The following is an 11925-nucleotide window of genomic DNA, read 5'->3' on the forward strand; positions in this document are numbered from 1 at the left end:
AGTGGGTATCTGTAAGCAGTTGGCGTGGCATTCGCTAGTTATCGTTTGATTGAAAACTCAATCAATATGGCTCGCCAATCGATTTTCAAAGGGATTATGACAAAATGGCAACAGCCCCTAAGAGATTTTTTGTTTTTCCTAAAGTTAGTTTTGCGTTCGCGAGGGAATGCGGCAGATCCACCAATATCTCCATTGCAATATCAAAATCTTCAGGAGCTTTTGTTTTAATGGTTGTGGTGTCCGGCCATATGATAAGAATATTACTATCCGGTAGGCTATCTAGCCCCGACCACAATGAATCAGCGAGCGCATCCCAGCTCTTCTTGTTTTGTAGTGGAGGTTCCAATGGCAAATTGTCGCGGACCGCTTTAAAGAACTGATCTTTAGAGCAAATGTTGGAAGGAAGTGTGTAAATCAGCCACCCATTTTGCTGACACTCGTAAACTATTAATTCGGCGTTTATTGAATCAGCAGTAATAAATCCTTGATTATCTGACATCGTAATTATCTGATTTGCACAAACGCTGGATTTCCAGCCTCTCCATAGCGAGCCCACGTGTAGTAATTTCTCCTGCTTGACTGTTTACGACTCGCGTTCATGCTTACGATTACTCAAGAGCTGCATCGCGCATAAGCAGGTTTTCTTCAGCCTACAACTTATTCATGGCTCTTTATAGAAAAGCAATATCTGCCCCCTATTTCACATTCGTTTAAGTTTCTAAGCTTAATACCCAGTCCGTGCTCGGGGTCCCAATAACAATCAAAGGACAAGCCCATGTTACTGGGACAGTCGGTTTCCAGATCAATATATATCTTAACAAGCCTTATAAGCCGTCCCACCTCTTCTGCCAAGCTTAAAGGATCAATTGTAATTTCGAATACTTGTTCGTACAGCAACTTCTTAGTTAAGACATTATCACAATAGTATTCAAAAGCCTTATCTATAACTAATTTTTCAATTCCTTCTTTATGGCTTATAAAATAATTAACAGCATCCAAGAATCTAGAGACTTCGGCATCAATATTATCAAACCTTTCTGCTTCGATAAAAATATCTATTTTTTTAGAGTCAGATAAGAATGTTTCATTGATTACCGACGACAGAACATCATCATCCACGCGAATTTGATTTATCTCGAGCATACACATACCCCTAAAATTTTTCTTTAAGACAACCAGAGGATTTTGATCCAGAAAAATTGAGTCGCTTCGCCAAAGCCTTATAGATTGCTCCCGCCCAACAGTCCAATCGGATCCTGATGAACAAACCGCCCCGCATTCGGATCGTAATATCGATTCAGGTTGTAGTGCAAACCAGTTTCTTGGTCGTAATACTGGCCTTGGAAACGCAGCGGGTTGTCGATTTCTTGAACATCGGCCAGGGCCAGGTTTCCGTAGGCGCGGTAGCGGGCGGACCAGACGATTTTACCTTGGCTGTCGGTCAACTCCCTGGGCGTGCCGAGATGATCCAGGTGGTAGTGGTAGTGGTAGACGGCGGCGCCGGCTTGGGTGTGGTCTTGTTCGTGCAGCACCAAGGGCCGGAAGCTGCCGGGTTCGAATAAGTAGGTACGGCTACGCTGGCTATCGGTTTCCGCCAACAGGCGTGGGCCGTCGTATTGAAAGCGGGTTTCGCCTTGCGCGGTGTGTTTGGCGATGCGCCGGCCCAGGGCGTCGTAGCGGTATTGGGCGGTGCCATTCGGCGTTTCGGCGCGAATCAGGCGGTTGTCGCTATCGTATTGGTAGCGGGTGACGATGTGACCGGCCTTGCCGCATTTTTCTTCGATCAGGTTGCCGGCCCAACGAGGACAAAGCTTTCTGATTCTGGACTTGGCGACGAATCAGTACGTCTCCCTGGATAAGACTAATATACGGCTAATTTTGCCTAAGCGGCCTAATCTTCAAATTCGTCAGTTTCGACAAGCTGGTTTACAAACAATTGAAAAGACACGCCTAACTTCTTTTTTGCCTTCTCATGATTTTGTTCGTCACTCAACGCTTCATCCCATCTGTCAACCGCATAAAAGTAAACTTCGCCAGATGTATCGATGCAAAAGTAATTTCCCCCATGATCAATGGCAAACGGGATCAATCCTTTGGGCATTACATTCTTTGCAACCATCAGTAAATAACTATCTTCCAAAGTCCGCTCGGTTCCAACCGGGAATTTCATAGGCAAAAATTTTTTAACCCATAGAGAACAGCCATCCTCCAAAATCCAAAAACTATTTGAAGGTATACCGCCATTATGTATTAAATAATGATTGACCAATTCTTCCGGCAAAACGAGATTCAAATGTTGCTGAATATCTCCAATATCTTCTGAAGATAAATTTACTCCCCCCTTTGAGAAAAGTATTCTTGACACCATATTCTGCACCTCCGATTTAACCACATTTAGGTTTGCGGCCCTTCAACCAGCCGTTTTTGTTGGCTATATCGACTGACTCTTTACTGTCATACTCAACACCATATTGCTTCTCAAACTGAGACACCGAGCCTCTATGCGGAAAACTAGCCTCGTGAGCCTCAGTTTTCACCAACTGCATAGTGGTTTTCCCTGTAGACGGATTAAAATCATCAACGTGATGCCAAGTATACCCTTCGGCATCTACAGGGCTTATTCCCGCAGCCTTATAGGCCTGGACAAAGTCTCTTGATCTCGAACCCTGCATCGTTATTTCCACAATGCTTTGCTGCCCAGTTCCCGATGGGAACAAATCCGGGCTACCGGAAAAATCTACACCGGTAAGCGGCGCTAATCCGAGAGGGTCCACTGACATTATCGGATTCACAAGATAACAATATATGTTTATCCCCCCTTTGATGCCAATCGGATCCTGATGAATAAACCGCCCAGCATTCGGATCGTAATATCGATTCAGGTTGTAGTGCAAACCGGTTTCGGCATCGCAATACTGACCTTGGAAACGTAGCGGGTTGTCGATGGCTTCGACGTCGGCCAGGGCCAGATTGCCGTAGGCGCGGTAGCGGGCGGACCAGACTATTTTACCTTGGCTGTCTGTCAACTCCCTGGGCGTGCCGAGATGATCCAGGTGGTAGTGGTAGGTGGTGCCGCTGGCATGGGTGTTGTCCTGTTCGTGCAGCAACAAGGGTCGGAAACTGCCGGGTTCGAATAGGTAGATACGGCTGCGCTGGCTATCGGTTTCTGCGAGCAGGCGCGGGCCGTCGTATTGAAAGCGGGTTTCGCCTTGCGCGGTGTGTTTGGCAATGCGCCGGCCCAGGGCGTCATAGCTGTATTGGCTGACGCCGTTTGGTGTTTCGGCGCGGATCAGGCGATTGTCGGCGTCGTATTGGTAACGGGTGACGATGTGGCCGGCCTTGCCGCGTTTTTCTTCGATCAGGTTGCCGGCGGCGTCGTAGCTGTAGTGGCGGTCGCCCATCATCAGCAAGCGGTCGCCTTCGACGCGGCCGGCTTCGGCACTAGCGCCCAGCAGGTTGCCGGCCGGGTCGTGGACGAAGCTTTCCGGGCTGAGGCCTTCGCTACGGATCAGTCGGGCGGCGGGATCGTAGTGGTATTGGCTGCGACCTTGGCGCAGGTCGTCCAGTTCGCGGAGTTTGCCGGCCGTATCGTAGCTGTACTGGCGGCCGATCAGCGGCGCCTGGCCCTTGCCGGCGACGCGCTGCCGCAATAGGCGGCCCAGCGGATCATAGTCGTAGTCGGTGTTGAGTAGGCCTTGGCTACGGCCGATTTCCCGGCCTAGGTCGTCGTAGCGGTGGCTGGTCAGGGTTTGGCCGTCGAATTCGATGCTGTCCAGGTAGCGCTCGCCGAAACGGTAGTCGATGCGGTGCCGGTCCGGGGTTTCGGTGTGGGTGCGCCGGCCCAGCAGGTCGTATTTGTGGCGGACAATGGCGCCGTTCTGGTTTTCCTGGTTGATCTGGCCCAGGGCGTTGTAGCCCAACAGCACCAAGCTGTCGGCATTTTTCGCCAGTTGCAAGCGGCCCAGCGGATCGTAGCCGTATTGGCTCAGGCTGCCGTCAGCGGCATGCTTTTTCAGCAAGCGGCCGAGACGGTCGCGTTCGAAGCGGGTGACGCTCCAATCGCCGTCGGCGCCGGGTTGCAGGTAGGCTTCCAGCGCGCCGGCGGCGTTGTAGCGGTAGCGTTGGATGCGGCCGTCGAAGCCGATTTCTTCGATGAGGTTTTCGTCGCGATCGTAGTTAAGGCTGTAGGTTTCGCCTTTCGGGTTGATCAGGCCGATCAGGTTGCGTTCGCTGTCGTAGCGATAACGCATTTCGTGGCCCAGCGGATCGATGCGAGCGGTGGGTTGGGACAGGCCGTCGTCGTAGCGGTATTCGGTGGTGTGGCCCAGGCCGTCGATGTAATGGGTCAATAAACCGGCGGCGTTGTAGCGCAGTTGCACGGTGCTGCCGTCCGCGTGTTGCACAGCGGTAACGCGCCCGGCCGCGTCGTAGCCGTAACGGGTGGTGCGTTTGTCTTGATCGACGATGGCGACGATTCGATCGTCATCGTCGTATTGGTAGCGGGTCTTGATGCCCTCAAAGCCGATTTCGCCGACCAGGCGCAACTGTTCGTCCCACAACAGCGAGCGGGTGCGGCCCAGTGCATCGGTGATGCGCACCGGCACGCCTTGGGCGTTGTATTGGTATTGGGTGACCGCGCCGTTGGCGGCGACGGTTTCTTCCAGACGGCCGTTGGCGTCGTAGCGGCGCAGCCAGCGCTGATCCAAGGCATCGATTAACTCGACCGGATTGCCTTGTTTGTCGTATTTGACGCGCTGGCTAAAACCCAGCGCATCAGAAACGCCGACCAAGCGGCCTTCTTTATCGTAGCTAAAGCGAGTGATACCGCCGTCCGGCGCCACGGTTTGCGCCAGTTGGTTATCTGCATTGTAGCTGTGGCGGGTTTCGCGGCCTTCCGGGCTGCGCTCCAAGAGCAACAGGCCTTGCGGATCGTGCCGATAAATCGCGACGCCGCCGCGCGAGTCGATGGCATGACTGACGCCGTCCGGTAACCATTCGAAACGGTAATCGTAAACACCGTTATCGCCCCAGTTGTGCAGGCATTTGCCTTGCGGCGTGTCTTGATCCCATTCGAAATAAAAGTTAAAGCCGCTGGGCAGGGTGCGGCGGGCGATGACATGATTGCGATAGGCGTAGCTTTCGCCTTGCTCAAGCCGGTCGCGAGCACCGATTAAATCGCCTTCTTCGCTATAAAGATAATTTACCAGCGGCTGGCCGGCCGCTTCGAATCCGCTTCCGACACGTTTGCCGGGACGAATAGAAACGATGCGCCGGCCTTGGCGTTCAACCAGTAAATGCTTGTTCCAGCTGGCGGAGATGCGCTCGACGTCGCCGTTGGCGTCGCGGTGAAAATACAGGCTTTGGCCCTGGCTGTTGTGCCAGGCCCGCAGAGGGCAACGGCCAGACCGACCGGTGAAGGTTTTCGCCAATCCGCTGGGCTCGACAAGCCGAAACTGGCCGTTTTCCCGATACAAGCGCAGTTGTTCGGATATATTAATGCTATGAGCGCCCGGCTTCGGTAACGGCAATTCGACACGCTGGCCGTCGGCATTACAAAAGGTGACGGCCTCGCCGATCTCCAGCCATTCGTCCAGCGGCGTCAGCCACCCGTAACCCAGTTGCCGGTCGATGTCGGACTGGCCGCTTCGATAGAAACGCCGCCATTCCAAAGGCAGCGGTCCGTCCCAGGTAAAATCCACCTTTTCCAGCATTTCCTCGCCGGTCACCATGCTGATTGGGCAGCCTTTAGTGACGCATTGGCTGCCAACCGGTTCGGCGGGTTTACTGGAAGTTGCGGGACCTGCAGCTTCTCCCTCCGCCGCCGCACCCGCGCGAGCCGGCGCTTTACCGGATGCCGATTTGCCGGTTGCTTGCGATGGCGTTACTGCTTCCGAGGCGGCTCCCGATTCGCGGGCCAAGCCTTTTTTTCCGCGTAAAGAACGCACTTTTGCCAACAGCGCGACGAAGGCCGCAACGCCGATCACCGCGATGGCGTCCGCCAGATGCGTGGCAGCTTCGTCTAGATCTTGTTCGTTTCCGGCAGTGGCGGTGATCGCCAAAAATTCGCCCAGGTCGCGGGCGACGCCGAATACCGCGAGCCCGAACATCAGGATGCCACCCACCAACATCAGAATATCGACGATTTCGCCAACGCCAAACACGTGGGCGCCCGCCCAAATAACCAATGTTGCGGCCATGATCGCCAAGCTTTCCGGACTGAGCAGCGCTTCAAACTCGCGGCGCATACTGCCGGGCAGTTTGGGTGCGGTTAAACGCAAGGCTTCGGAGAATTTGCGCTCCAGCGTCCAGCTCCCCACCGTTTCCACCGGTATGGGCATAGGCATGTTAGGTGCGGGAGCCGGTTGGACCGCGCTAGTACTGGCAGTTGCGGGTGGCGGTGGAGGCATCGGCGCAGCGACTTTCGCTTTATCCCCCTTCAGCAGATAAAACCAGGTGTCTTTACCGACGATACCGTCAGCGTTAATGCCGACGCTTTGTTGATACTGGCGCACGGCATTCGCGGTAGCCTGAGCAAACCGCCCATCAAGGACCAAGTTTGGCGATGGACTAAGACAGGCGTTAAGTAAGCCTTGCAACTGCCGAACCTCAGCACCTTGCGAGCCCGGCTTTAATGTCGGTAAACCGCTACGAGTCGGTACTATGCGCGGTGCTGCCTTGGCCGGTTGTCCGGGTAATACGCCTATGGGTGTCGGCCGTGGCGTAGCATCGCGGATCGTCGTGCCGGCATCGATGTTGCGCGGCCGGATCTCGGAGCCCGTTGGCCTGGGATCTTTCCATCCGGCCATCTATACCTCCATCCAGGCACACGCTGTAGTCTGGATGGACGCATTGTCGTCGCGACCCAGCTCGACGCCGGCCCGGCGTCCCTTATCCCTGTAGTATTCCAGCATTATCCTTACTCTATCCGGTTGGTTTCGCGCGGCGGAAAAAATGATCATCAGTTGATCATCACCATCCCGCCTTTAAGGGTCAGCATGCCATCGCCACTCACCGTGGTCTGCAAGCCCTTCAATTCGGCCTGGGTGTCTGCCTGGATTTTAACGGTCATGCCTTTGATCGTGACGCCACTATTGTCGATTTTAATGCTGTTGGAGCCCACTTTAAGCTCTATGGACTGCCCGGCTTCTTCGGAAATGCTGCCGGCGTTGACTTTGACGGTCCGGTTCCCTTGGGTGACGGTCAAACTGTCGTTGCCTTTGTCGATTTCCACGGTGTGATTGCCGGTCTTGACCGTCAATTTGTCGTTGCCTTGATCCAGCGTGATGGTGCGGTGATTGTAGATGTCCACGGTTTGGTCACCGGCATCTTTTTTCTCAAAACCGATTTTTTGCACGTCGTTGTTTTCAACAATGCGCGTAAAGTTTTTCTCGGCGTGCATGTAGAGCTCTTCGTTCCCTTTCTTGTCTTCGAAGCGAATTTCGTTGAAATTTTCAGCCGCCCCATTAGGCGTGCTGCGAGTTTTGATCCCGCTTTGGGTTTTGTTGGCATCCAAGCTATAAGGCGGCATTTGTTGGGCGTTATACACGCGCCCGGTGATGATGGGATTATCCGGATTGCCTTCCAGAAAATCGACAATCACTTCCTGGCCGACGCGCGGAATAAACATCGATCCCCAGTTATTGCCGGCCCAAATCTGCGCAACCCGCACCCAAAATGAGCTATTTTCATTTTTTGTGCCGAGCCGATCCCAGTGAAATTGCACCTTAACCCGGCCATATTGATCGGTCAGAATTTCGTCGCCGCTGCCGCCGACGACTATGGCGGTTTGCACACCCTGCACTACCGGCACACGGGTACGCCGCGGCGGACGGTAGGCGTATTCGGTACTGATAACGGAATAGGTACATTGAAACTCGTCCATGCCGCCCGCTTCGGCAATACCGTAGTCGTTGTTTTGGATCTGGAATTGAGTGGATACTGTCAGATATTCACGGTTTTGATCGGCGCGCGGAAATTCCGACAAGGTGAATTTTTGCCCTACCGCCAGCGTGCGCACATTGCCGAGCGCAACGGTTTGCTCGTGCTCCGCGCGTAGCTCTTCCATGCGCAGGCGCGAGTATCGCTCACCCTCGCTGTCTACTTTGAACTCCCCCGGATAGTCGTAGACGGTTTTGCTGGCTTGAGCATGTTCGCCAGGCAAATCTTTGACTTTGTCCAAAGGCGCGGTTGTCGCCTCGAAATCGAAATCCTTTAAGCGGTAACTGCCGGAACGAATTTGCCGTCCAAGCCGCCATTCATAAAAATGCTCCTCGTCGCGCCCGCCCTGGTTTGCGGCAGGGTAGTATTTGACCGTGGCCGGTGTCGCTGCCGCCAACTTGGTAATGTCGTCGCACAACACCAGCGAATGAATGCTGTCGGTATGCGTGAAGTAATAGTAGATACCTTCTTCTTCGAGCAGCCGGCTAATAAAATTGAAGTCGGTCTCCCGATACTGCACGCAAAAATCGCGGGGCTGGTAGGTGGTGGAAAACTTTGTCGTTACGTCGGTATAACCATGCTCAGCGAGGACAGCCTTGACCATGTCCGGCACGTTTTTTGTTGCCGGCGCCGGCGATAAAACGCGACAGTTACTGGCTTGCGTCAGTAACCACACTTTCGGATGCACAATAGCCCGGTAGAAATACAGATCGCCGAGCATGCCGAATTGGTTAATCTGCGTGACAATGCCGTTGAACGGGCGTAGCACGCCGTTATCAAGTTGCAATTTGACGGTAATGCTGGTGCCCAAGACCGTTTGCAGATCAATATCGCCGTTCTCGCTCAGCAATTCCAACTCGTACTCAAACAAACTGCTCAATTGTTCTTTACCAGTCATCCGATACAGCACAAAGGTATCCGCACCGGCGGCTGTCACCACCGAAGCGGTGCGAGATTCTTGAGAAAGTGGCATGGTGAAATCCTAACGCTAAAACGATAATTTTGAGATAAAGCCGGCGTCAGCCACCGATCAGTACCGTAGGGTAACCGAGGATAATGGTGCCGCCATGGGCGCACATATCACCCATCCTGGCGGCCGGCATGTTGGCTATCATCACGGTTGCCGACCCTTTTGCGATGGTATCTGGCGGCCCAACACAGACCAACATATCAGTCGCGCGCGCCGCAGGCATATTGCCTATCATGACGGTCGACGCACCGGGGCCGCTGATCGGTCCGCCGACATGCGGGACCGGTCCCGTAAACATCGGGCAAACATGCATATCTGTTAATCGTGCGGCCGGCTGTCCCATCGCAATCTCCTTAAGCCGCCTGCCAAAGCCGGCCGTTACCGCCGTTGGCAATATCAATAGCCTGTTCGATAAAAAATTGGTATTTCTCATAGGCCTTTTCCGGCTGAGTCAATACTGCCGCCAACATTACCGCACCGGCCACCGCCTTGGCCGTCAGATTATCCGCAGGAGGAACCGATGGTGCGTCTTCCGGCGCCATACTGCCATCACTCCAAAACGCGGCCATGGCTGCCCATGCGGCAGGGTTTTCGAAGGATGCGCTGTGAGCGGCAGCGTTGGCGGCCCGGCGATTAGGCTCGGTTGGCTTAAATACCCACAACTCCGCGGCATCGAGCGCTTTAACGACTTCAGGGGGTGTTTGCGGGCTCACCACACTGCGCGCAGAAAGGCAGGCCCACCAGGTCGCTTCGCGCTTGGGTAACGCTCTGGCCATAAAACGCACGGCATCGGGATAAAGTTGCTGTTCGAGCAATTTATTCAAAAAATCAACCGGCGCAGGGTCGGCAAGTAGGCCTGCAGTTGCCTGCTGATCCAGTTGAATATCCTGGCAAATCGCCGAGGCTTTAGGTATCGATACTTTAGTTAATGACACTGCGCCAGCCATGTATTCCCCACTTTCCGTTCACCTTTCAAATATAAATCGAAAAACCGTTCAGCTTATTATGCCGTCTATCTCACTGCGCAGACTCATCTTCGTCACTCCATTCTTTTTCATATCCGGCGTTAAGCAGATAAGATCTTAATGTATTCATGATGTACTCATCATAGGCTTGAAGATCGCGATGACCCGCGGCATCCACTCCTTGCTCAGCATCTTTAACCGACTCGTCGACCATCTGCCAGAAAAACGCCGTCAGCTGTTTGGCCTCGTTGGCGTTTTTTACATATCCTTTGTCAATAATCTCGATGATGCCATTTGCTTGTAGTTTATGAGCATAGTGCATGAGTATTTCTTTTTCCTCAGGATACTTGTAGGCAATCATTTCAAGAACCTTTCCACATGCGGATATACTGCCATTCTATCGGCAATCATCAATAATTTTGCCACTAAGGCGTCGATGGTCATACGCTCGGTAACTGTTAGCAAATAGTGCTGACTATCCCGAGTATCTTGCACAAACTTTAACCCAGCCGGCAATTCAAAGCTCGCCAATAACCAGTTAATATCAATCGACTTATCTTTATTCTATTTACGTTTTAATGTGATCCGATCTTTTAAATGATTCCATTCAGCCGAAAATAAAAACCCCATTTGTTCATGCGGCTCCACCCAGTTTTTGCACGGCGAAAAAAGATAATCTTTTTCTCGTATACCTTTAATAATAGCTCCTTGACTATGATCCGAATACAAAGTCGGATGCTGTCCGGCAACAATAGGCCGAGCCCGAAACTCCCCCAGCTCTTTAATATATTCCCGCAAATCATTGACTGAATTTAATTGAGTCATCTTTATTCACAGGAAATATGCATAGGGAACTAATTGGCGCTTATCGCCAGGTTTTCAACGATACGGCGCACCCACTCAAAATTCAATAAATCTAACCTTCGGTATTGCTAACTTGGCTGCCCACCCAACTCCTAATAGCATTAGTGTATTTGGAAGAATGTAGACTTTAAATTAGTCCGAATACGTTTCACTATTCGGATCTACGACTCTGAAAACCGTCGCCGCACCAATCAAGCTCGACTCTCACTTGTTCACCAGCCAGTCATCAACCATATGCTCCGGCGGCTTGGAATAATATTGATTACTGCCTTTGTAATAGGCGGCAATCGCAATTTTTGCAAAATCTAAAAAGCGACCATATTAATCACCTTTAATATAAAAATCATTCAACAAATCCAGCTACCGAATCAGGTGACTTCTATTCGCGAAAGATACAATTCGCCTCAACAAACTATGTTTTTTGTATGGACGAAATTATTAGACATTTTTTAGCGCCAACAAATACACTTGATTGATCTGCCCACCTAACAAGCGATATTGCTGATAATGAAAACTCCATGCACCGGTCGCCGTGTTCCGAATTCCTATGGTAGTCGCCTTAATTTCGCCGGGTATACTTCCAGGAGTTCTCGAACTTTTCATATAGCGGTCAGGTTTTACATGGTGATCAGTCAACGATTGAACCGCTAAAGTACCATCCTGCAGGTTATGTGAGTTGGGCTGCGAGCGAAGATTGATATGTGCAACTCTGCGGTCGCCAGTCGGCGTGGCTGAGCCTACTCCGAATGAGCAGCCATCCATATTTGATGTAAACATGAAATCTGCTCCCGCTCCAACCATAATCGAATGCATTGCATCGTCTTCGTATGGACACCAATAAGCTCTCAAATAATCACGATTTGCGGATGTCGCGTTGCGGCTGAATATGGTTGCTTCCTGTCCGTGTATCGGCACTAATGAATAACATGGGATATTGGCGCCAGTAGCCAGCTTGACAGCATCGTAATTTTTTCGCTCAAATTTAAACATACCAATAGAGTTCGGCTGCGCTGGCATAGTAAACAACACTCGTAGCACATTATTTTTTAGAAACTGCTTAGGATTAGCAACAAAATCAGAAATTGCGGTCATGGGATATCCTCTTTAAGTTCAACCAGAAATTATAATAAAAAATAATAACCATAAAACCACTCAAAACTCTGAAAATACAGCTTTAGCGGTCTCAAA

General features: G+C 51.9%; 12 protein-coding genes. 1 reads left to right on the forward strand and 11 read right to left on the reverse strand.

What is annotated here, in order from left to right; translation table 11 throughout:
- Window positions 1-94: 94 nt before the first annotated feature.
- The 3 genes from QLH52_RS23330 to QLH52_RS23340 form a co-directional block, all read right to left on the reverse strand.
- Window positions 95-499: a barstar family protein gene (locus tag QLH52_RS23330; protein WP_319963140.1), complete on the reverse strand. Its 405-nt coding sequence runs from the start codon at window positions 497-499 to the stop codon at window positions 95-97.
- Window positions 500-657: 158 nt separating this feature from the next.
- Window positions 658-1143 (reverse strand): DUF6985 domain-containing protein, encoded by a 486-nt coding sequence (locus QLH52_RS23335; RefSeq protein WP_319963141.1) that lies wholly within the window; start codon window positions 1141-1143, stop codon window positions 658-660.
- A 77-nt stretch (window positions 1144-1220) separates the two neighbouring features.
- Window positions 1221-1718 (reverse strand): RHS repeat domain-containing protein, encoded by a 498-nt coding sequence (locus tag QLH52_RS23340; RefSeq protein WP_319963156.1) that lies wholly within the window; start codon window positions 1716-1718, stop codon window positions 1221-1223.
- On the opposite strand from QLH52_RS23340, the gene QLH52_RS23345 reads away from it, so the two are divergent.
- Entirely contained in the window at window positions 1617-1859 is a 243-nt protein-coding gene (locus QLH52_RS23345) for a hypothetical protein (protein ID WP_033159208.1), read from the forward strand. The two genes, QLH52_RS23340 and QLH52_RS23345, sit on opposite strands and share 102 nt — an antisense overlap.
- Before the next feature lie 32 nt (window positions 1860-1891).
- On the opposite strand, the gene QLH52_RS23350 is transcribed toward QLH52_RS23345, so the two are convergent.
- The 8 genes from QLH52_RS23350 to QLH52_RS23385 all read right to left on the reverse strand — a co-directional run bounded on the left by QLH52_RS23350 (window position 1892) and on the right by QLH52_RS23385 (window position 11829).
- Window positions 1892-2368, reverse strand: coding sequence for an SMI1/KNR4 family protein (locus QLH52_RS23350; RefSeq protein WP_129871448.1), 477 nt, complete (start codon window positions 2366-2368; stop codon window positions 1892-1894).
- 16 nt (window positions 2369-2384) lie between these two features.
- A complete protein-coding gene (locus QLH52_RS23355) occupies window positions 2385-6806 on the reverse strand; it encodes an RHS repeat-associated core domain-containing protein (RefSeq protein ID WP_319963142.1) in 4422 nt (1473 codons plus the stop codon).
- Window positions 6807-6958: 152 nt separating this feature from the next.
- Entirely contained in the window at window positions 6959-8911 is a 1953-nt protein-coding gene (locus QLH52_RS23360) for a type VI secretion system Vgr family protein (protein WP_319963143.1), read from the reverse strand.
- A 46-nt stretch (window positions 8912-8957) separates the two neighbouring features.
- A complete protein-coding gene (locus QLH52_RS23365) occupies window positions 8958-9251 on the reverse strand; it encodes a PAAR domain-containing protein (protein ID WP_319963144.1) in 294 nt (97 codons plus the stop codon).
- A 10-nt stretch (window positions 9252-9261) separates the two neighbouring features.
- Window positions 9262-9855, reverse strand: coding sequence for a DUF6931 family protein (locus QLH52_RS23370; protein ID WP_319963145.1), 594 nt, complete (start codon window positions 9853-9855; stop codon window positions 9262-9264).
- A gap of 70 nt (window positions 9856-9925) precedes the next feature.
- On the reverse strand, window positions 9926-10234 hold the full coding sequence (locus QLH52_RS23375) for a hypothetical protein (RefSeq protein ID WP_319963146.1): 309 nt from the start codon (window positions 10232-10234) through the stop codon (window positions 9926-9928).
- Between the two features lie 203 nt (window positions 10235-10437).
- Complete coding sequence (locus tag QLH52_RS23380; RefSeq protein ID WP_319963147.1) at window positions 10438-10698, reverse strand: hypothetical protein; 261 nt, start codon at window positions 10696-10698, stop codon at window positions 10438-10440.
- A gap of 477 nt (window positions 10699-11175) precedes the next feature.
- On the reverse strand, window positions 11176-11829 hold the full coding sequence (locus QLH52_RS23385) for a hypothetical protein (RefSeq protein ID WP_101053078.1): 654 nt from the start codon (window positions 11827-11829) through the stop codon (window positions 11176-11178).
- Window positions 11830-11925 lie beyond the last annotated feature (96 nt).

Origin of the sequence: Methylomonas defluvii (assembly GCF_033949435.1) — a bacterium.
GTDB lineage: Bacteria > Pseudomonadota > Gammaproteobacteria > Methylococcales > Methylomonadaceae > Methylomonas > Methylomonas defluvii.